22 protein-coding genes are annotated in these 21338 nt (G+C 56.3%); 14 read left to right on the top strand and 8 right to left on the bottom strand.

Annotated features, from left to right (window positions below; all coding sequences use genetic code 11):
- Nucleotides 1–49: 49 nt before the first annotated feature.
- The 12 genes from skp to HFD92_RS13745 all read left to right on the top strand — a co-directional run bounded on the left by skp (nt 50) and on the right by HFD92_RS13745 (nt 13682).
- Complete coding sequence (gene skp / locus HFD92_RS13800; RefSeq protein ID WP_003852644.1) at nt 50–547, top strand: molecular chaperone Skp; 498 nt, start codon at nt 50–52, stop codon at nt 545–547.
- 3 nt (nt 548–550) lie between these two features.
- Nucleotides 551–1576, top strand: a complete 1026-nt coding sequence (gene lpxD, locus HFD92_RS13795) for a UDP-3-O-(3-hydroxymyristoyl)glucosamine N-acyltransferase (protein WP_058958057.1) — start codon at nt 551–553, stop codon at nt 1574–1576.
- 152 nt (nt 1577–1728) lie between these two features.
- On the top strand, nt 1729–2184 hold the full coding sequence (fabZ, locus tag HFD92_RS13790; protein WP_009091980.1) for a 3-hydroxyacyl-ACP dehydratase FabZ: 456 nt from the start codon (nt 1729–1731) through the stop codon (nt 2182–2184).
- A 3-nt stretch (nt 2185–2187) separates the two neighbouring features.
- The gene (lpxA, locus tag HFD92_RS13785) at nt 2188–2976 is read left to right on the top strand and encodes an acyl-ACP--UDP-N-acetylglucosamine O-acyltransferase (protein ID WP_009091978.1); all 789 of its coding nucleotides are present in this window, start codon (nt 2188–2190) and stop codon (nt 2974–2976) included.
- A 3-nt stretch (nt 2977–2979) separates the two neighbouring features.
- Nucleotides 2980–4128 carry a lipid-A-disaccharide synthase gene (lpxB, locus tag HFD92_RS13780; RefSeq protein ID WP_046101262.1) on the top strand — a complete coding sequence of 383 codons (1149 nt, stop codon included), beginning with the start codon at nt 2980–2982 and terminating at the stop codon, nt 4126–4128.
- A complete protein-coding gene (gene rnhB, locus HFD92_RS13775) occupies nt 4121–4747 on the top strand; it encodes a ribonuclease HII (RefSeq protein ID WP_167429114.1) in 627 nt (208 codons plus the stop codon). The genes lpxB and rnhB overlap by 8 nt, the downstream gene beginning before the upstream one ends.
- 31 nt (nt 4748–4778) lie before the next feature.
- Nucleotides 4779–8261: a DNA polymerase III subunit alpha gene (dnaE, locus tag HFD92_RS13770; protein ID WP_167429113.1), complete on the top strand. Its 3483-nt coding sequence runs from the start codon at nt 4779–4781 to the stop codon at nt 8259–8261.
- Nucleotides 8262–8273: 12 nt separating this feature from the next.
- Nucleotides 8274–9230 (top strand): acetyl-CoA carboxylase carboxyl transferase subunit alpha, encoded by a 957-nt coding sequence (gene accA, locus HFD92_RS13765; RefSeq protein ID WP_009091971.1) that lies wholly within the window; start codon nt 8274–8276, stop codon nt 9228–9230.
- A gap of 168 nt (nt 9231–9398) precedes the next feature.
- Nucleotides 9399–11549, top strand: a complete 2151-nt coding sequence (locus HFD92_RS13760) for a lysine decarboxylase LdcC (protein ID WP_046101264.1) — start codon at nt 9399–9401, stop codon at nt 11547–11549.
- A 66-nt stretch (nt 11550–11615) separates the two neighbouring features.
- Complete coding sequence (locus HFD92_RS13755) at nt 11616–12005, top strand: VOC family protein (protein WP_167429112.1); 390 nt, start codon at nt 11616–11618, stop codon at nt 12003–12005.
- A 52-nt stretch (nt 12006–12057) separates the two neighbouring features.
- Nucleotides 12058–13377 (top strand): tRNA lysidine(34) synthetase TilS, encoded by a 1320-nt coding sequence (gene tilS / locus HFD92_RS13750; protein ID WP_167429111.1) that lies wholly within the window; start codon nt 12058–12060, stop codon nt 13375–13377.
- Nucleotides 13374–13682 (top strand): cytochrome c, encoded by a 309-nt coding sequence (locus tag HFD92_RS13745; protein ID WP_046101267.1) that lies wholly within the window; start codon nt 13374–13376, stop codon nt 13680–13682. The genes tilS and HFD92_RS13745 overlap by 4 nt, the downstream gene beginning before the upstream one ends.
- A gap of 40 nt (nt 13683–13722) precedes the next feature.
- Here HFD92_RS13745 and rof read toward each other — a convergent pair whose 3' ends face one another.
- A complete protein-coding gene (rof, locus tag HFD92_RS13740; RefSeq protein WP_009091965.1) occupies nt 13723–13983 on the bottom strand; it encodes a Rho-binding antiterminator in 261 nt (86 codons plus the stop codon).
- Nucleotides 13973–14170, bottom strand: coding sequence for a YaeP family protein (locus HFD92_RS13735; protein WP_009091964.1), 198 nt, complete (start codon nt 14168–14170; stop codon nt 13973–13975). The genes rof and HFD92_RS13735 overlap by 11 nt, the downstream gene beginning before the upstream one ends.
- A gap of 217 nt (nt 14171–14387) precedes the next feature.
- Here HFD92_RS13735 and arfB point away from each other — a divergent pair, with 217 nt between their 5' ends.
- Nucleotides 14388–14798, top strand: coding sequence for an alternative ribosome rescue aminoacyl-tRNA hydrolase ArfB (arfB, locus tag HFD92_RS13730; RefSeq protein ID WP_009091963.1), 411 nt, complete (start codon nt 14388–14390; stop codon nt 14796–14798).
- An 80-nt stretch (nt 14799–14878) separates the two neighbouring features.
- On the opposite strand, the gene proS is transcribed toward arfB, so the two are convergent.
- The 6 genes from proS to metN form a co-directional block, all read right to left on the bottom strand.
- Nucleotides 14879–16597, bottom strand: coding sequence for a proline--tRNA ligase (proS, locus tag HFD92_RS13725; RefSeq protein ID WP_167429110.1), 1719 nt, complete (start codon nt 16595–16597; stop codon nt 14879–14881).
- Nucleotides 16598–16686: 89 nt separating this feature from the next.
- Nucleotides 16687–17391, bottom strand: coding sequence for a tRNA (N6-threonylcarbamoyladenosine(37)-N6)-methyltransferase TrmO (gene tsaA / locus HFD92_RS13720; protein ID WP_111208495.1), 705 nt, complete (start codon nt 17389–17391; stop codon nt 16687–16689).
- Nucleotides 17388–17786: an Rcs stress response system protein RcsF gene (rcsF, locus tag HFD92_RS13715; protein ID WP_009091960.1), complete on the bottom strand. Its 399-nt coding sequence runs from the start codon at nt 17784–17786 to the stop codon at nt 17388–17390. The genes tsaA and rcsF overlap by 4 nt, the downstream gene beginning before the upstream one ends.
- Nucleotides 17787–17914: 128 nt before the next feature.
- Entirely contained in the window at nt 17915–18730 is an 816-nt protein-coding gene (locus tag HFD92_RS13710) for a MetQ/NlpA family lipoprotein (protein WP_009091959.1), read from the bottom strand.
- A gap of 31 nt (nt 18731–18761) precedes the next feature.
- A complete protein-coding gene (locus HFD92_RS13705) occupies nt 18762–19415 on the bottom strand; it encodes a methionine ABC transporter permease MetI (protein WP_009091958.1) in 654 nt (217 codons plus the stop codon).
- A complete protein-coding gene (gene metN, locus HFD92_RS13700; protein WP_111208494.1) occupies nt 19408–20439 on the bottom strand; it encodes a methionine ABC transporter ATP-binding protein MetN in 1032 nt (343 codons plus the stop codon). The genes HFD92_RS13705 and metN overlap by 8 nt, the downstream gene beginning before the upstream one ends.
- Before the next feature lie 189 nt (nt 20440–20628).
- On the opposite strand from metN, the gene gmhB reads away from it, so the two are divergent.
- Nucleotides 20629–21189: a D-glycero-beta-D-manno-heptose 1,7-bisphosphate 7-phosphatase gene (gene gmhB / locus HFD92_RS13695; RefSeq protein WP_009091953.1), complete on the top strand. Its 561-nt coding sequence runs from the start codon at nt 20629–20631 to the stop codon at nt 21187–21189.
- Nucleotides 21190–21338 lie beyond the last annotated feature (149 nt).

Raw genomic sequence — 21338 nt, 5'->3', positions numbered from 1 at the left:
GGGCAAACACTGTGTCGCTGACACAAACGTTGATGGTAAGGAGTTTATAGTGAAAAAGTTGTTGTGTGCCGCAGGTCTGGGTCTTGCTTTAGCGGTTTCCGCTGGTGTTCAGGCTGCTGACAAAATTGCAGTGGTAAACGTGTCCAGCATTTTCCAACAGTTACCGCAACGTGCGACTGTTGCTAAACAGCTGGAAAATGAGTTCAAAGGCCGTGCAACTGAGCTGCAGAGCCAGGAACGCGATCTGCAAACTAAAATGCAGCGTTTACAGCGTGACGGCTCTACCATGAAGGCCAGCGAACGCAGCCGCATGGAAAAAGATGTTATGTCTCAGCGTGAAGCTTTCTCTTCAAAAGCCCAGGCCTTTGAGCAGGATAACCGCCGTCGTCAGATGGAAGAGCGTAACAAGCTGCTGAGCCGCATTCAGGACGCCGTGAAGAAAGTCGCTGACAGCGATGGTTACGATGTCGTGATCGACGCGAACGCGGTGGCTTATGCATCAAACGCAAAAGACATTACTGCTGACGTGCTGAAACAGGTTAAATAATTCATGGCATCTATTCGACTGGCTGATTTAGCCCAGCAGTTGGATGCAGAATTGCACGGAGATGGCGATATCGTCATCTCCGGCATTGCTTCTATGCAATCCGCCACAACTGGCCAAATCACATTTCTTGCAAACAGCCGTTACCGCGAGCAACTCGCCCTGATAAAGGCTTCAGCCGTGGTGCTGACGGAAGCGGATCTGGAGTGGTGCAATACGGCAGCGCTGGTGGTGAAAAATCCCTACCTGACCTATGCGCGTATGGCACAGATACTCGATACCACCCCCCAGCCCGCGCAGAATATCGCGCCCAGCGCGGTGATCGACCCTTCAGCCCGACTCGGCAACAACGTCGCGATTGGCGCTAACGCCGTCATCGAAGCGGATGTGGAGCTGGGCGACAACGTGGTGATCGGCGCAGGCTGCTTTGTGGGCAAAAAAACCCGCATCGGTCGTGGCACCCGTCTCTGGGCCAACGTCTCCGTTTATCATGAGATTCAGATCGGCCAGGATTGTCTGATTCAGTCAGGCACCGTCATCGGTTCTGATGGCTTCGGCTATGCCAACGATCGCGGTAACTGGGTGAAAATCCCGCAGTTAGGCGCGGTAATTATCGGCGATCGGGTGGAAATTGGTGCCTGCACTACCATCGATCGCGGTGCGCTGGATAACACTCTGATAGGCAATGGTGTTATCATAGACAACCAGTGCCAGATCGCTCACAACGTAGTTATTGGCGACAATACTGCGGTTGCAGGCGGTGTGATCATGGCGGGTAGTTTGAAAATTGGACGTTACTGTATGATTGGCGGTGCCAGCGTCATTAACGGCCATATGGAAATCTGTGACAAAGTCACCGTGACCGGTATGGGCATGGTCATGCGTCCTATCACAGAGCCTGGCGTCTATTCCTCAGGCATTCCGCTGCAACCCAACAAAACCTGGCGCAAAACTGCAGCGCTGGTGATGAACATCGATGACATGAGCAAACGCTTAAAAGCCATCGAGCGCAAGGTCGGCAAAGACGACTGACCGCCATCCCAAAACTGACCGGCTTTCATAATAAAAATGTTAAGCAGGGAAGCCCGGCGCCACAGAACCTATTTGCGGCCTGCGGAAGATCATTTTGATCTGTGCAGGCCGTGTTATTGATGTCATCAGATTTTTAGGACAGGAAGAGTATTTTGACTACTGAAACTCATACTCTGAAAATTGAAGAGATTTTAGAGCTGCTGCCGCACCGCTATCCGTTTCTGCTGGTAGACCGCGTGCTGGAATTTGAAGAGCACAAATACCTGCGTGCAGTGAAGAACGTTTCTGTTAACGAACCGTTTTTCCAGGGGCATTTCCCTGGTAAACCGATTTTTCCTGGCGTTCTTATCCTGGAAGCGATGGCGCAGGCCACCGGTATTCTGGCGTTTAAAAGCGTAGGTAAACTGGAGCCAGGTGAACTCTATTATTTTGCCGGTATCGACAACGCCCGCTTCAAGCGCCCTGTGGTACCAGGCGACCAGATGATCATGGAAGTCACTTTCGAGAAAACCCGCCGTGGTCTGACCCGCTTCAAAGGCGTGGCGACTGTCGACGGTAAAATCGTTTGTGAAGCGACCATGATGTGTGCCCGCAGCCGGGAGGCATAATTCGTGATTGATCCAACCGCCACTATCCATCCCAGTTCTGTCATCGAAGAGGGCGCGGTTATCGGCGCCCGCGTTCACATTGGCCCGTTTTGCTTTATTGGCGCGAATGTGGAGATCGGTGAAGGAACGGTACTGAAGTCACACGTTGTGGTGAACGGCCACACGCGTATCGGTAAAGATAACCAGATCTATCAGTTCGCCTCTATCGGCGAAGTGAACCAGGATCTGAAATATGCCGGTGAGCCAACACGGGTTGAAATCGGCGATCGCAACCGCATCCGTGAAAGCGTGACGATTCATCGCGGCACCACTCAGGGTGGCCATGTCACCACGGTGGGCAGCGATAATCTGCTGATGGTCAACGTTCATATTGCGCACGACTGCGTCATCGGTAACCGCTGTATCTTCGCCAACAACGCGACCCTGGGTGGTCACGTCACGGTCGATGATTTCGCCATTATTGGCGGCATGACAGCAGTGCATCAGTGGTGCACTATTGGTGCGCACGTGATGGTGGGTGGCTGTTCCGGCGTGGCGCAGGATGTGCCGCCTTACGTTATTGCGCAGGGCAACCATGCCACGCCGTTCGGGATCAACATTGAAGGCCTCAAGCGCCGTGGGTTCAGCAAAGAGTCGTTGCACGCGATCCGCAACGCCTACAAGTTGCTCTATCGCAGCGGCAGAACGCTGGAGGAAGTGAAGCCGGAGATTGAAGCGCTTGCGCAGCAGCATAGCGAAGTGCAGCCTTTCTACGATTTCTTTGCCCGTTCAACCCGTGGATTAATTCGTTAATTCATGTCAGCGCGTCCTCTAACGATTGCCCTGGTCGCCGGAGAAACCTCCGGCGATATTCTTGGTGCAGGTCTGATTCGAGCCCTGAAAGCGCGCCATCCCGACGCGCGTTTTGTCGGCGTAGCCGGTCCGCTGATGCAGGCGGAAGGGTGTGAAGCCTGGTATGAGATGGAAGAGCTGGCGGTCATGGGCATTGTGGAGGTGCTGGGACGTCTGCGCCGTCTGCTGACGATCCGCCGCGATCTCACCCGGCGCTTTACCGAACTCCAGCCCGATGTGTTTGTCGGGATCGATGCGCCTGACTTCAATATTACGCTGGAAGGTAACCTGAAACGCGCCGGTATCCGTACCATTCACTACGTCAGTCCCTCTGTCTGGGCCTGGCGTCAGAAGCGCGTCTTCAAGATTGGTCGTAACACCAATCTGGTGCTGGCCTTCCTGCCGTTTGAAAAAGCGTTCTACGATCGCTTTAATGTTCCCTGCCGTTTTATCGGTCACACCATGGCGGATGCGATGCCGCTGCACCCTGACAAACAGGCTGCGCGTCGTCACCTGGGAATTGCCGATGATGCGCTCTGTCTGGCCCTGCTGCCCGGCAGTCGTGGCGCAGAAGTTGACATGCTCAGCGCCGATTTTCTCAAAACAGCCCGGTTACTGCGCCGTCACTATCCGGCGCTGGAAATCGTCGTTCCGCTGGTTAACGCCCGCCGACGCGAACAGTTTGAGAAGATAAAAGCCGAAACGGCTCCCGACCTTCCTGTGCATCTGCTGGATGGTCAGGGACGCGAGGCGATGATCGCGAGCGATGCCGCACTTCTGGCGTCGGGCACTGCTGCGCTGGAGTGCATGCTGGCAAAATGCCCGATGGTGGTGGGGTATCGTATGAAACCGGCGACCTTCTGGCTGGCGAAACGGCTAGTGAAGACCCCCTATGTTTCGCTGCCCAACCTGCTGGCAGGGCGGGAACTGGTGAAAGAGTTACTGCAGGATGAGTGTCAGCCTGAAGCCCTGGCCGCGGCGTTAGATCCGCTGCTGCATGCCGGGCCTGAGCGCGAAACCCTGCTGCAGACGTTCAATGAATTACATCAACAGATCCGCTGGAACGCTGATGAACAGGCGGCGGATGCGGTACTGGAGCTGGTGAATGCCTGATTTTATCTATCCTGCCGCCACGCTGATTGCCGGTGTGGACGAAGTCGGGCGCGGCCCGCTGGTTGGCGCGGTCGTTACGGCGGCGGTGATCCTCGATCCGGCCAACCCGATTAGCGGGCTGGCGGACTCGAAGAAGCTGTCGGAAAAACGCCGGCTGGCCCTGTTTGACGAAATTAAAGAGAAGGCGCTGGCGTGGAGCCTGGGCCGGGCAGAACCGGAAGAGATTGACCAGCTGAATATCCTGCATGCGACTATGCTGGCGATGCAGCGTGCGGTTGCTGGCCTCTGCATTCAGCCTGACTATGTGCTGATCGACGGTAATCGCTGCCCGGCGCTGCCGATGCCGTCGCAGGCGCTAGTCAAAGGGGACAGTCTGGTCGCTGAGATCAGCGCCGCTTCTATCATTGCCAAGGTCTCCCGCGACCGTGAAATGGCTGAACTCGATCTGCTGTTCCCGCAATATGGCTTTGCACAGCACAAAGGCTATCCGACGGCGCTACACATGGAAAAACTGACGCAATATGGCGCGACCCCGCACCACCGTCGCAGTTTTGCTCCTGTCCGCAATGCGCTAATCGATGCGGACGTACTGGCCGCCAGCCAGCCCCATACGCTTTAATAGCCTGACGCTGTTTTAACCGGAAACTGATATGGCTGAACCCCGTTTTATACATCTGCGCGTCCACAGTGACTATTCGATGGTTGATGGCCTGGCGAAAACCGGGCCGCTGATCAAAAAGGCGGCTGCGCTCGGCATGCCCGCGATCGCGATCACCGACTTCACTAACCTGTGTGGCCTGGTGAAATTCTACGGCGGGGCGCACGGCGCAGGGATAAAACCGGTTATTGGTGCCGATTTTAAGGTTGCCAGCGAGCTGATGGGGGATGAACTCACGCAGCTGACCGTGCTGGCGGCGAACAATACCGGCTATCAGAACCTGACGCTGCTGATCTCCCGCGCCTATCAGCGTGGCTATGGCGTGGACGGGCCGATTATCGATCGCGACTGGCTGATGGAATTGCAGGAAGGGTTAATCCTGCTGTCAGGCGGACGCCGCGGAGATGTCGGCCGCAGCCTGCTGCGCGGAAACAGCGCGCTGGTTTCACAGTGCCTCTCTTTTTATCAGCAGCATTTCCCTGACAGATACTATCTGGAACTGATTCGCACCGGCCGGCCGGATGAAGAGAGCTACCTGCACGCGGCGGTGGAGCTGGCGATTGCCGAAGGCATTCCGGTGGTCGCGACCAACGAAGTCTGCTTCATCAATGAAGAGGATTTCGACGCGCATGAAATCCGCGTGGCCATCCATGACGGCTATACGCTGGATGACCCCAAGCGTCCGCGCAACTACAGTCCTCAGCAATATATGCGCAGCGAAGCGGAGATGTGCGAGCTTTTCTCGGACATCCCGGAAGCGCTGGAAAACAGCGTAGAAATTGCTAAGCGTTGTAACGTCACGGTCCGGCTGGGCGAATACTTCCTGCCGCAGTTCCCGACCGGTGATATGACCACGGAAGATTATCTGGTCGCGAAATCCCGCGAGGGGCTGGAAGAGCGTCTGGTGTTCCTGTTCCCGGACGAAGCTGAGCGGCTGCAGAAACGCCCGGAATATGATGAGCGTCTGGAGGTTGAACTCAATGTAATCAACCAGATGGGCTTCCCGGGCTACTTCCTGATCGTGATGGAGTTCATCCAGTGGTCCAAGGATAATGGCGTGCCGGTCGGGCCGGGTCGTGGTTCCGGTGCTGGCTCGCTGGTGGCCTATGCGCTGAAAATTACCGATATCGATCCGCTGGAGTTTGACCTGCTGTTCGAACGTTTCCTGAACCCGGAACGTGTCTCAATGCCCGACTTTGACGTCGATTTCTGCATGGAGAAGCGTGACCAGGTGATTGAACACGTCGCGGACATGTACGGGCGCGAAGCGGTTTCACAGATCATCACTTTCGGCACCATGGCGGCGAAAGCGGTTATCCGCGACGTTGGCCGCGTGCTCGGTCATCCTTATGGTTTCGTGGATCGCATTTCCAAACTGATCCCGCCCGATCCCGGCATGACGCTGGAAAAAGCCTTTGTTGCTGAACCGCAGCTGCCGGCCATGTATGAGGCGGATGAAGAGGTCAAAGCGCTGATCGACATGGCGCGTAAGCTGGAAGGGGTCACGCGTAACGCCGGTAAACATGCCGGTGGCGTGGTCATCGCGCCAACGAAGATCACCGATTTTGCGCCGCTCTACTGCGATGAGCACGGCCAGTTCCCGGTGACCCAGTTCGATAAAAATGATGTGGAATATGCCGGCCTGGTGAAGTTCGACTTCCTGGGGCTGAGAACGCTGACCATCATCGACTGGGCGCTGAAGATGATCAACCCGCGCCGGGAAAAGCAGGGGCTGGAGCCGATCGACATCGCCTCTATCCCGCTGGATGACAAGAAAAGCTTCGATATGCTGCAGCGCTCGGAAACGACCGCGGTATTCCAGCTTGAATCGCGCGGCATGAAGGATCTGATCAAACGTCTGAAGCCCGACTGCTTTGAAGATATGATCGCACTGGTGGCGCTGTTCCGTCCGGGGCCGCTTCAGTCCGGCATGGTGGATAACTTCATCGACCGCAAGCATGGTCGTGAAGCGATCTCCTATCCCGATATCCAGTGGCAGCATGAAAGCCTGAAACCAGTGCTGGAGCCGACATACGGTATCATTCTCTATCAGGAACAGGTGATGCAGATCGCTCAGGTCCTCTCCGGTTACACCCTGGGTGGCGCAGATATGCTGCGTCGCGCCATGGGGAAAAAGAAACCGGAAGAGATGGCCAAGCAGCGTTCCGTTTTCCGTGACGGTGCAGAAAGCATGGGCATCGACGGCGAACTGTCGATGAAGATCTTCGATCTGGTAGAAAAATTTGCAGGCTATGGCTTTAACAAGTCACACTCTGCGGCTTATGCACTGGTCTCTTACCAGACGCTATGGCTGAAAGCGCACTATCCGGCAGAGTTTATGGCCGCGGTAATGACCGCCGATATGGATAACACCGAGAAGGTGGTAGGCCTGGTCGATGAGTGCTGGCGGATGGGACTGAAGGTGCTGCCGCCCGATATTAACTCCGGCCTCTATCCCTTCCATGTGAATGACGCAGGTGAAATTGTTTACGGTATCGGTGCGATAAAAGGGGTCGGTGAAGGCCCGATCGAAGCGATCATTGATGCGCGAAACGAAGGCGGTTACTTCCGCGAGCTGTTTGACCTCTGCGCCCGAACCGACACCAAAAAGATCAACCGTCGGGTGATGGAAAAACTGATCATGTCCGGGGCCTTCGATCGTCTGGGGCCGCATCGCGCCGCGCTGATGAGTGCGCTCGGCGACGCGTTAAAAGCGGCCGATCAGCATGCGAAGGCGGAGGCGATTGGCCAGGCGGATATGTTCGGCGTGCTGGCGGAAGAGCCGGAGCAGGTGGAGAAATCGTACGCCAGCGTCACGCGATGGCCGGAGCAGGTGCAGCTGGATGGCGAACGGGAAACCCTGGGGCTCTACCTGACCGGGCACCCGATTAATCAGTATCTGAAAGAAATTGAGCGTTACGTTGGCGGGGTGCGGCTGAAAGATATGCATCCAACCGACCGGGGGAAAATTACCGTGGCGGCCGGTCTGGTGATCGCTGCACGGGTAATGGTCACCAAACGCGGCAACCGAATTGGTATCTGTACTCTGGACGATCGTTCTGGTCGTCTTGAGGTGATGTTATTTACCGATGCGTTAGATAAATACCAGCAGCTGCTGGAGAAAGACCGAATCCTGATCGTCAGTGGACAGGTCAGCTTTGATGACTTCAGTGGTGGCCTTAAAATGACCGCTCGTGAAGTTATGGACATCGACGAAGCTCGCGAAAAATACGCGCGCGGACTTGCTATCTCGCTGACGGACAGGCAAATTGATGACCAGCTATTAAACCGACTCCGTCAGTCCCTGGAACCTCATCGATCAGGGACGATTCCGGTGCATCTCTACTATCAGAGAGCCGACGCGCGAGCGAAGCTGCGCTTTGGGGCAGCGTGGCGAATTTCGCCCAGCGATCGTTTACTTAACGATCTGCGCTCGTTGATCGGATCGGAGCAGGTGGAACTGGAGTTTGACTAGAACAGGAACATTATGAGTCTTAATTACCTGGATTTTGAACAGCCAATTGCAGAACTCGAAGCGAAGATTGATTCGCTGACTTCAATTGGTCGTCAGGATGATAAACACGTTAATCTGGATGAAGAAGTTCAGCGCCTGCGCGAGAAGAGCGTTGAGCTGACCCGTAAAATCTTCGCCGATTTAGGCGCATGGCAGATCGCTCAACTGGCGCGCCATCCTTTGCGTCCTTATACCTTTGACTACGTCCGCAACGCGTTCGACGATTTCGATGAGCTGGCGGGCGACCGTGCTTATGCGGATGACAAAGCGATTGTTGGCGGTATTGCGCGTCTGGATGGACGTCCGGTGATGATCATCGGGCACCAGAAAGGCCGTGAAACCAAAGAGAAAATTCGCCGTAACTTCGGCATGCCAGCACCGGAAGGCTATCGCAAAGCGCTGCGCCTGATGGAGATGGCTGAGCGCTTCAAAATGCCTGTCATCACCTTCATCGACACCCCGGGTGCTTATCCGGGTGTGGGCGCGGAAGAGCGCGGGCAGTCTGAAGCGATTGCGCGCAACCTGCGTGAAATGTCTGGCCTGAAAGTACCGGTCATCTGTACGGTCATCGGTGAAGGCGGTTCAGGTGGTGCACTGGCCATCGGCGTGGGCGATAAAGTGAATATGCTGCAGTACAGCACCTATTCCGTTATCTCGCCGGAAGGCTGTGCCTCTATTCTGTGGAAAAGTGCAGATAAAGCGCCGCTGGCTGCGGAAGCGATGGGCATTACCGCTCACCGTCTGAAAGAGCTGAAGCTGATTGACTCCGTAATCCCGGAGCCGCTGGGTGGCGCGCATCGCCGTCCGGTCGACATGGCGCAGTCTCTGAAGCAGCAGTTGCTGGCCGATCTGGCCGAACTCGATGGGTTAAGCACTGAAGAGCTGCTGGACCGTCGTTATCAGCGCCTGATGAGCTACGGCTACGCCTGATAAGTGCACTTCCATAAAAGCGGACTCCGGTCCGCTTTTTTTATGCCTGCACTTTCCCTCCACACGCTCACTCGCCGCTTTCAGTTTCCTCCTGGCACCGCCTCGCTACACCTTATGGGGGTTAGCGGTTATGCTTGACCGGTTCCACCACAATCAGGGAGACAGGCATTGAATATTCTGGCGATCATGGGCGCGCACGGCGTGTTTTACAAAGATGAACCGTTACGCGAACTCGACGCGGCGTTAAATCTGCAGGGCTTCCAGCTGCTTTACCCGAAAAACAGTGACGATCTGCTGAAACTGATCGAACACAACCCGCGTATCAGCGGCGTTATCTTCGACTGGGATGCGCACAACAGCCCCGAACTGTGCGGAGAGATTAATCAGCTAAACGAATACCTGCCTCTGTATGCCTTTATCAATACCCACTCGCAGATGGATATCAGCATCAATGAGATGCGTATGCCGCTGCACTTTTTTGAGTATGCGCTGAATGCCGCCGAGGATATCGCGCTGCACATCCGGCAATACACGGATGACTATCTTGACCACATCACGCCGCCGCTGACCAAAGCGCTGTTCACCTATGTGAAAGAGGGCAAGTACACCTTCTGCACGCCGGGCCATATGGCGGGCACCGCGTTTCAGAAGAGCCCGGTCGGCTGTCTGTTCTACGATTTCTTCGGGGCTAACACCCTGAAATCAGACATCTCGATTTCGGTAACCGAGCTGGGTTCGCTGCTTGACCACACCGGGCCGCACCTGGAAGCGGAAGAGTATATCGCGCGCACCTTCGGCGCTGAGCAGAGTTACATGGTGACCAACGGCACCTCGACCTCGAATAAAATTGTCGGGATGTATGCCGCTCCGGCGGGCAGCACCGTGCTGATCGATCGCAACTGCCACAAATCGCTGACCCATCTGCTGATGATGAGCGATCTGATCCCGATCTGGCTGAAGCCGACCCGCAATGCGCTGGGGATCCTTGGCGGCATCCCGAAGCAGGAGTTCACCCGCGACGCGATAGCGCATAAAGTGGCATCGACTGACAGAGCCACCTGGCCGGTGCATGCGGTCATTACTAACTCGACCTATGATGGGCTGCTCTACAATACCCAGTACATCAAAGAGACGCTGGCTGTGCCGTCGATTCATTTCGACTCCGCCTGGGTGCCTTACACCAATTTCCACCCGATTTACGCGGGCAAAAGCGGCATGAGCGGAGACCGCATTCCGGGCAAGGTGGTCTATGAAACGCAGTCGACCCATAAACTGCTGGCGGCGTTCTCTCAGGCATCCATGATCCACATTAAAGGCGACTACGACGAGCAGACGTTTAACGAAGCCTACATGATGCACACCACCACCTCGCCTAACTACGCTATCGTCTCCTCTATTGAAACCGCTGCCGCCATGCTGCGCGGCAATCCGGGTAAGCGTTTGATCAATCGCTCGGTCGAACGCGCGCTTCATTTCCGCCGTGAGATCCAGCGGCTGCGTGAAGAGTCTGACAGCTGGTTCTTTGACATCTGGCAGCCGGAACAGGTTGACGAAGCGCAGTGCTGGCCGATCCAGCCGGGCGACGAAGCGTGGCATGGATTCACGCAGGCGGATCGCGATCACATGTATCTCGATCCGATCAAGGTGACAATCCTGACGCCGGGCATGAGCGAACTGGGGGAGATGGCGGAAGAGGGGATCCCGGCGGCGCTGGTGGCGAAGTTTCTGGATGAGCGCGGCATCGTGGTGGAGAAAACCGGCCCCTATAACCTGCTGTTCCTGTTCAGTATCGGCATCGATAAAACCAAGGCGATGAGCGTGCTGCGCGGGCTGACCGAATTTAAACGCGCCTACGATCTGAATCTGCGGGTGAAAAACATGCTGCCGGATCTCTACGCAGAGGATCCCGACTTCTATCGCAACATGCGCATTCAGACCCTGGCGCAGGGGATCCATCAGCTGATCCGCCATCACGATCTGCCGCGTCTGATGCTGCAGGCATTCGACGTGCTGCCTGAAATGAAGATGACACCGCATCAGGCGTTTCAGCAGCAGGTGAAGGGCAACATCGAAACGGTGGATATCAGTGAGCTGGTCGGGCGGGTTTCGGCCAACATGATCCTGCCCTATCCGCCGGGCGTTCCCCTGGTGATGCCGGGAGAGATGATCACAGAGAAGAGTCGCGCGGTGCTCGATTTCCTGCTGATGCTGTGCAGCATTGGCCGGCACTATCCGGGGTTTGAAACCGACATTCACGGTGCCAGCCTGACGGAAGAGGGCGAATACCGTGTGCGCGTGCTGAAAAACGACCCGGCATAAATTTTTAAATCTTATCAGCGGCAGGATGCCTGACTCAGGTATCCTGCCCGAATCAGGATATTCAACATGTTGCAGTTAAACGCTATTCACCACATCGCCATCATCGCCTCTGACTATCCGCGCAGCAAAGCCTTCTATTGCGATGTGCTGGGCTTTCGACTGATGGGCGAAGTTTACCGCGAAGCGCGCGACTCCTGGAAAGGCGATCTCGCGTTAGGGGATCGCTATACTATTGAGCTTTTCTCGTTTCCTGAACCCCCTGCTCGGGTCAGTCACCCTGAGGCGTGCGGCCTGCGCCATCTGGCCTTTACCGTGCCGGATGTGGCCGCAGCGGTGGCGACGCTGGCTGAAAAAGGTGTGATCTGCGAGCCGATTCGCATTGATGAACTCACCGGTAAACCCTGTACTTTCTTTGCCGACCCGGATGGTTTGCCGCTGGAGCTCTATCAGGCGTAAACTAGCGCGCTCGGCGGGCGACATTCAGTGGCCCGATATTCTGGATTCTGCGATGTCTTTGCCCGCTTTTGACTTACTGCTGCAACCGGACGCTGCCCTGGTGGTCGCGTTCAGCGGCGGACTTGACTCCACCGTGCTGCTGCATCAGCTTCGCGACTGGCAGCAGCAGCATCCTCAGTCGCGCCTGCGGGCGCTGCATGTTCACCACGGACTCAGCCCGAATGCTGACCGCTGGGCGGCCCACTGCCAGGCGATATGCGAACAGTGGCAGCTGACGTGTGGCGTGCTGCACGTCACCGTTGACGGCAGTGACAAGGGCATTGAGGCGGCGGCACGCACCGCCCGTTATCAGGCGCTGGGTGCGGCGCTGCAGCCGGGCGAACAACTACTGACGGCGCAGCATCTCGACGATCAGTGTGAAACCTTTATGCTGGCGCTGAAGCGCGGCAGCGGTCCGGCCGGGCTGGCGGCCATGCCCGCAGTGCGCAGGCTGGGTTCCCATCGGCTGTTACGTCCTCTGCTTAATCAGTCACGACAGTCGCTTGAAGCCTATGCTCATGCCCATCAGCTGGTGTGGATCGAAGACGAGAGTAATCAGGATCTGCGCTACGACCGTAACTTTCTGCGTCAGCGGCTGCTGCCTGAACTCTCTCAGCGCTGGCCCCACTTTGCCGAGGCGACCGCCCGAAGCGCAGCCCTGTGCAGTGAGCAGGAGCAGCTGCTGGATGAACTTCTTGCCGGAGAGCTGGCTGAGCGCGTCCAGCCGGATGGCAGTCTGCACTTTCCGCCGCTGATGACGATGAGTGAGCCGCGCGCTAACGCCTTACTGCGTCGCTGGATCGCCGGACAGGGCGGAGCGATGCCCTCCCGCGACGCGCTGCAGCGCATCCGCAATGAGGTGATGGCGAGTCGTGAGGATGCGCAGCCTCGTCTGCGATTCGGTCAGGCGGAACTGCGGCGATACCGGCAGCAGCTCTACTGGCTGCCGGTGCGCAGTTCGCTACGCGACACGGTGCTGGCGTGGCCCGATCGCTGCCAGCCGCTGACGCTGCCGCAAAGCCTCGGCACGCTGCGTGCCAGCCAGATGCAGAGCCTGTTGCGCCATCCGCAGCCCGACGAGCAGGTCAGCGTGCGATTTCACGCGCAGGGCCAGGTGCATCTGATGGGGCGGGAAGGGGGACGGGAGATGAAGAAGCTCTGGCAGGCACTGCATATTCCTCCATGGCAGCGCGAGCGGCTGCCGCTAATTTTTTATAATCAGACGCTGGTCTGTGTTCCGGATCTTTTTATCACCCGGGAGGGTGCGGCATGCGATGAGCAGGGCTGGCAGATTGTCTGGGACAGGGCCGCCTGCACAGGAGCTGAACAATGAAAACGTGGCTGATCGGCGCCCTGATGGCCGCTGTATTACCGGCCTGGGCCGCCGGCGATGCGCAGCGTGGCGCAGAGAAAGCGGGCAGCTGTATGGCTTGTCATGGCGCGGAAGGCAAGGCGACCGTGCCGCTTTATCCCAGTCTGGCCGGGCAGCACGCCCCGTATCTTGAACATGCGCTGCAGGCTTATAAAAAGGGCGAGCGCAGCGGGGGTCAGGCTGAGGTCATGAAGGCGTTTGTTGCGGGATTAAGTGATGACGATATGGCGGATCTGGCGGCGTATTACAGTTCGCTGCAGCCCTGAGTGTGACAGGGGCGGGGATGTCCCGCCCGGAAGGAGTGAATTACTCTGCGCTGACAACCACCGTGCCCAGCTCGGGATGGGTAAAGCTGGCGATGTGGTCGAGACGTAACTCGCGATGTTCACCGGAGAGATCGATAGCCAGATATTCCACGTTCTTACGTGAAAAAATCTCTTTCGCCTTTGCCTTCAGCTGCTCGCCATCTTTCATGTCCAGTGACAGCATCCAGTTTTTCTGACAGGCGAGTTCCAGGTTATCGTAATCATCGCAATTGATGGGGTGGTACGCTTCATTAATCAACATAGTCGCTCACCAATAAGTTAGCAGCGGCGTAGGCCGCCTGTTCCCTGACAGAAGAGTTTAGCTCACTATTTGCGGCAATATCATCAAGTGCCTTCAATGCGCAGCCAATCGCATCCGGTATGTAACCTAAATCTCCGCTACCGATTTCGGCATATTTGCGGCGAACTAACTCACAATAATTTTGCACATGATCCTCCTCGGCAGAGCGTAGATACTCTGATTAACTGGCGACTATACCATAGCCATTTACAGGAAATCAGCCTGTGTAAAGCAGGAACAGCACGTAAAACACTGCTAAAGTGACAGATTCCGCTGGCTGCCGCGCAACGCGGGATCGCACAAAAGGTTAAGTTGATGAACAGGTTATCAGAGGTAAAGGTCATGAAGCAGGGGAGAGGAGAGCGATGATTATGCTGTCCCGTTCGGTTGAGATCCCGGACAGTGAGATTGAGCTGACGGCGATACGCGCTCAGGGAGCGGGTGGGCAACATGTCAATAAAGCCAGCACGGCTATCCATCTGCGTTTTGACATTGCCGCCTCTTCACTGCCTGCCTTCTATAAAGAGCGGCTGCTTACCGCCAGCCATCATCTGATCACTGCTGAAGGCGTCGTGGTGATCAAGGCGCAGGAGTACCGCAGTCAGGAGATGAATCGCGAAGCCGCGCTGCAACGGCTGCTCAATCTGATCCGCGAACTGAGCACGGTCGAAAAAGTGCGTCGCGCCACGCGGCCGACCCGCGCGTCAAAAGAGCGACGACTGGAAGGAAAAGCGCGCCGCAGCAGTACCAAAGCGATGCGCGGCAGAGTGCAATAAAAAACGCCCCGCAGGCGGGGCGTTTGAGTGCTTATAGCTTCAGGGGCGGGCCGCGAAGAGTTCCAGCCCGCGCTGAGAACTTACTTATTCAGCGCCTTCAGCAGGAAATCGACGATCTCATCCTGCTTAATCATCTGCTTCTCACCGGCACGACGTGATTTGTACTCAATCTCCTGATTATCGAGATTGCGATCGCCAATGACAATGGTGTGTGGCACACCGATCAGTTCCATATCAGCGAACATCACGCCCGGACGCTCTTTACGGTCATCCAGAATCACGTCGACGCCTTTCGCGCGCAGCGTGGCATACAGCTCTTCCGCCAGCTCTTTCACCCGGAAGGATTTCTGCATATTCATGGGCAGAATCGCGACCTCAAATGGAGCCAGTGCCGCCGGCCAGATGATGCCGCGCTCGTCATGGTTCTGCTCGATCGCCGCAGCGACAACACGGGTGATGCCGATACCGTAGCAGCCCATGCTCATTATCTGGTTGCGGCCATCTTCGCCCTGAACAGAGGCTTTCAGCGCGTCCGAATATTTCGTGCCGAGCTGGAAAATGTGACCCACTTCGATGCCGCGCTTAATCTGCAGTGTGCCTTTGCCATCCGGGCTCAGATCGCCTTCAACCACGTTACGGATATCCGCAACGGTGGCCAGCGGCAGATCGCGCTCCCAGTTAATGCCGAAGTAGTGCTTACCATCGACGTTAGCACCGGCGCTGAAGTCACTCATCTTCGCGACGGTACGGTCTGCGATGATCGGCATCTGCAGGCCGACCGGCCCGATTGAACCCGGACCTGCACCCACTGCCGCGCGAATCTCTTCTTCAGTCGCGAAGACCAGCGGTGACGCCACGATAGCTGACTTCTCTGCTTTGATTTCGTTCAGCTGATGATCGCCACGAACCAGCAGGGCAACCAGCGCATGACCGCTCTCTTCCGCCCCTTTAACAATCAGCGTTTTCACGGTTTTCTCAACCGGCACACCAAATTGCTCAACCAGCTCCGCGATGGTTTTTGCGTCTGGCGTCTCAACCAGCTGCATCGCCTGCGACGGCGCAGCGCGTTCACCGGCTGGTGCGACGGCTTCGGCCAGCTCGATGTTGGCGGCGTAATCAGAATCGGTTGAGAAGATCACATCGTCTTCACCGCTCTGGGCCAGCACCTGGAACTCGTGTGATGCACTGCCACCAATAGAGCCGGTGTCGGCCTGTACGGCACGGAAATCCAGGCCCATACGGCTGAAGATCTGGCTGTAGGCGCGGTACATCGCATCATAGGTTTCCTGCAGCGATTCCTGCGACACGTGGAAAGAGTAGGCATCTTTCATGGTGAATTCGCGCGAACGCATCACGCCAAAGCGCGGACGCACTTCGTCACGGAATTTGGTCTGGATCTGATAGAGGTTCAGTGGCAGCTGCTTATAAGAGCTCAGCTCATTACGGATCAGGTCGGTGACCACCTCTTCATGCGTCGGGCCCAGCACAAACGGACGTTCGTGGCGGTCGGCAATACGTAACAGCTCCGGGCCATACTCCTCCCAGCGACCGCTCTCCTGCCACAGGTCGGCAGGCTGCACGACCGGCATTAAAATCTCAACCGCACCCGCGTTGTTCATCTCTTCGCGCACGATATTTTCGACTTTTTTCAGCACGCGAACCCCGGTCGGCAACCAGGTGTACAAGCCAGAAGCCAGTTTGCGGATCATACCGGCGCGCAGCATCAGCTGGTGGCTGATCACTTCGGCGTCGGAAGGCGTCTCTTTCTGAGTAGAGAGCAGATATTGAGTAGTACGCATTGATTACGGTTCCAGTTGATCGGAAAGTCACAGACAGAAATTTGCTGGCGGCTAGTGTACCAGTGAGATCACTGGCTCAAAAGCGGGTTTTAACGCGGGTCGATAGCGATCACTTCTGTCCCGGCATCGTCAATGCGCCAGCGTACATTAAAATCCATCAGCCAGGCCGCATATTCCCGCTCCTCTGCCTGGCCCTGACGGTAAGCGGGACGGGGATCCTGCGCCAGCACGTCACGGATAAAACGCGCCAGATGGGGATAGCGGGCATGCTGTTGCAGCTGCTCCTGCGCCAGCGCGGAGAAGCGCACCGGCATCGTGGCCGCCGGTGCTGCCTGGGCAAATCCCGCCCGGGCTTCGGGCAGCGCTTCGGCAAAAGGCAGATAGGGTTTGATATCCACGATGGGGGTGCCATCGACCAGATCCAGACTGCCAAGCTGCAGGATCACCTGCTGCTTCTCAAGCCTGATCTCTTTCAGCTCGACCAGCGACATGCCAATCGGGTTGGGACGAAACGTTGAACGGGTTGCAAAGACACCCATGCGCGCATTGCCGCCCAGTCGGGGAGGGCGAACCGTGGGACGCCAGCCGCCTGCCATCGTCTGATGAAAGACAAACAGCAGCCAGAGGTGACTGAACGCTTCCAGTCCGCGAACCGCTTCCGGCTGATTGTACGGGGGCAGCAGGTGCAGTTCTCCGCCGCCATCCTGCACCAGCCCTGGCTGACGCGGCACGGCAAACTTCTCTTTCCACGGCGAGCGGATGACCCCAATCTGCGCAAAGGTGAATTCACTCATTGATTGCTGACTTTCAATGCCGAGCCCTGACACACTGCCTGACGGTAGCACCCTGGCGTACCCGTCACAATTTCACACTTGTGCAGCAGCACCGCATTGGCTTTCATCTGTGACGCCCGGATCTGCAGACGTTTACGGGCCGTGGCGATGTTAGCGGGCGAGTTCTGATTGCTGATCTGGCAATCCTCAGCAGAGACTTCACCCAGATCGCGGAACGGTTTGCTGACCAGATCGGCGGCATCCGTGTAGAGCTTAACTGGTGCGGGGCGGGCAGCGGGTTTGCGGGTCGGTTCAGTGGAGTGCTGCGGCCTGGACGGTGCGCTGGTTATCGGGTGATACTCATGAACACACCCTGTCAGCATCAATGCTAACAAGCCGAGCGGTAAAAAACGCATGGCAACATCCTCAGGTTTCCAAAAGTGGCGTTATTGAAACAAGGACAGGAATAAATAACAAGTCGGGCAGGGCAGGCTGTAACAGAAAGGGCGGCATAGCGCCGCCCCTGGGGAGAATGTCGGCTGACTTACCAGCCTTTAACTGCACCGCCGTTAAAGACTTTGTTGGCGGCTTCGTTAACTTCGTCAGACTGGTAAGCCTGAACGAACTTCTTCACGTTTTCCGCATCTTTGTTATCTTCGCGCGCGACAATCAGGTTCACATAAGGTGAATCTTTATCTTCGACGAAAATCCCATCTTTAGTCGGGGTCAGGCCGATCTGGCTGGCATAGGTGGTATTGATGACCGCCAGGGCGATCTGCTGATCGTCCAGTGAGCGGGGCAGCTGTGGCGCTTCCAGCTCAACAATTTTCAGATGCTTTGGATTCTCAGTGATATCCAGCGAGGTTGGCAGCAGGCCTGTGCCCTCTTTCAGTTTAATCAGGCCGGCTTTCTGCAGCAGCAGCAGCGAACGTCCCAGGTTAGTCGGATCGTTTGGAATCGCGATCTGAGCGCCATCCTGCAACTCATCCAGCGATTTGATCTTTTTCGAGTAGCCCGCAATCGGGTAAACGAAAGAGTTGCCGACGGAAACCAGTTTGTAGCCACGATCTTTGATCTGCTGATCCAGATAAGGTTTGTGCTGGAAGGCGTTAACGTCGATATCGCCTTTGCTCAGTGCCTCATTCGGCAGAACGTAATCGTTGAAGGTGACCAGCTCAACGTCCAGACCATACTTCTCTTTCGCGACTTTCTGCGCGGCTTCAGCAACCTGCTGTTCAGCGCCGACAATCACGCCCACTTTGATGTGGTTCGCATCTTTCTCTTTTTGATCGCATCCTGCCAGCGCAATCGCGCCAATCAGTGCACCCACAGCGGCAATTTTTTTGAATTTGAAAGACATATCCTTTCCTTAATAATGTGATATTGCTGGCTTACTTATGGGACACAGCACGTACGATGCGGTCGCCACAGAACTGAATGAGATACACCAAAACCACTAACAACACCAATACCGTATTCATCACGGTGGCGTTATATCCGATATAACCATACTGATAACCGATCTGACCCAGACCACCGGCACCGACCGCGCCGCCCATGGCAGAGTAACCTACCAGGGTAATCAGGGTGATCGTCGCGGCGTTCACCAGACCCGGCATCGCTTCCGGCAGCAGCACCTTGCGAACGATCTGCATCGGCGTGGCACCCATGGCACGTGACGCTTCAATCAGGCCGGTAGGCAGTTCCAGCAGGGCATTTTCCACCATACGGGCGATAAAGGGGGCGGCGCCAACGGTCAGCGGGACGATTGCCGCCTGCAGTCCGATGGAGGTGCCGACGATCACGCGGGTAAAAGGAATCATCCAGACCAGTAAGATAATGAACGGAATGGAGCGGAAGATATTCACCAGCGCGGAGAGCACGCGATAGAGCCCCTGATTCTGCAGAATCTGTCCCGGACGGGTGACATAAAGCAGAACGCCGACTGGCAGACCCAGTACAAAACCAAAAAAGCCGGAGACAAAGGTCATCATCAGCGTTTCCCACACGCCCCGTCCCAGCAACCACATCATCGCTTCAGACATAACCCAGCACCTCTACTTTCACATGATTCTCCTGCAGCCAGGCTATCGCCTCGCGGGTATCGCTTTCAGTGCCGTGCATTTCGGCCAGCATAATGCCGAACTTCACGCCGCCGGCGTAATCCATCTGCGCACTGATAATGTTGTTATTCACGTTATAACGCCGTGCGGCTTCGGAAAGCAGCGGCGCGTCAACCGATTTGCCGGTAAATTCCAGTCGCAGCAAGGGCACGCTGTTCTCAGCGGCAGTGGCTGACAGGCGCTGCTGATAATCATCCGGGATATCCAGATGCAGGGTAGACTGAATGAACTGCTGAGCCAGCGGCGTCTTAGGATGCGAGAAGACCTCACTGACGCTATCTTTCTCAATCAGCTCACCCTGACTGATGACAGCCACCTGGTCGCAGATGCGCTTCACCACATCCATTTCATGGGTGATGAGCAGAATCGTCAGGCCAAGCCGGCGGTTAATGTCCTTCAGCAGCTCCAGAATAGAACGGGTTGTCGCCGGGTCCAGAGCGCTGGTGGCTTCATCACACAGCAGCACTTTTGGATTGCTGGCCAGCGCACGGGCAATCGCAACGCGCTGCTTCTGTCCACCCGACAGGTTCGCAGGCCAGGCATCGTGCTTATCGGCTAATCCCACCAGTTCCAGCAGTTCCGTCACGCGAGCGTTGATCTGTTCACGGGAGAGATTTCCCAGCTCCAGCGGCAGGGAGACATTGCCCGCGACGGTCCGGGAGGTCATCAGGTTGAAGTGCTGGAAGATCATGCCAATCTGACGACGGGCCTGAGTCAGCTGACGCTCGCTGAGTGCGGTCAGGTCAGCACCGTCGACCAGCACACGGCCTGATGTCGGACGTTCCAGCAGGTTAACGCACCGAATCAGCGTACTTTTACCGGCACCGGAAGCACCGATAACGCCATAAATCTGTCCGGCAGGCACGTGCAGGCTGACGTCCTTCAACGCCGAAATGGTGCGCGTACCCTGCTGGAACACTTTGGTGATATTTTCGAGTTTAATCATTAGGTTATTTATTATCGTGTTGCGTTGTCCGTGGTGTGGGAAGCCTCGTTGCTTTTATTAAGGGTAAAAGCTGGATGGATGGTAAGGCATCCAGACGTCTGAATCAATGGAAGTGATTCAATCTGACATTCTCCCTTTCACAGCAATCATGCGATACTGATCGGCAATTTTTACAGCAGGAGTTTCTACGTGGCGAATAAAGTCCCCGCTATTTTTCTTGATCGTGATGGCACCCTTAATGTCGATAATGGCTATGTCCATGAGATCGATAACTTTCAGTTTATTGACGGCACCATTGAAGCGCTGCAGCAACTGAAGGCGATGGGGTATGCGCTGGTGGTCGTGACCAATCAGTCTGGCATCGCGCGCGGTATGTTTACTGAAGACACCTTTATGCAGCTCACCGAATGGATGGACTGGTCGCTGGCCGATCGCGACGTTGATCTGGACGGCATCTATTTCTGCCCGCACCACCCCGACGCCGCCGTTGCAGAGTATCGTCAGGCCTGCGACTGCCGTAAACCTCAGCCGGGTATGCTTGTGATGGCTCAGCAAGAGCTGAATATTGATATGGCAGCTTCTTATATGGTGGGCGACAAGCTGGAGGATATGCTGGCAGGGCAGGCTGCCGGTGTCGGTACCAAAGTCCTGGTACGTAGCGGTAAACCGGTGACCGCGGAAGGGGAAGCCGCCGCTGACTGGGTCATCGATAGCCTGGCCGCACTGCCAGCGCGCATTAAACAGGCATAAAAGGGCGCTTTTGTGCAAATTTCAGACGAACGGAAAAAAAGTCTTAATTTGCACTTGCGCTATCTGAACCGCTCCCTATAATGCGCCTCCATCGACACGGCACACCGGCAACGGGAAACGGGTTGAAGGTTCAGGAGACTGAGCCGCCG

The sequence above is a fragment of the Pantoea sp. EKM101V genome (genome assembly GCF_011800325.1).
Classification (GTDB): domain Bacteria; phylum Pseudomonadota; class Gammaproteobacteria; order Enterobacterales; family Enterobacteriaceae; genus Pantoea; species Pantoea anthophila.
This window is presented reverse-complemented; position numbering and strand designations above follow the sequence as displayed.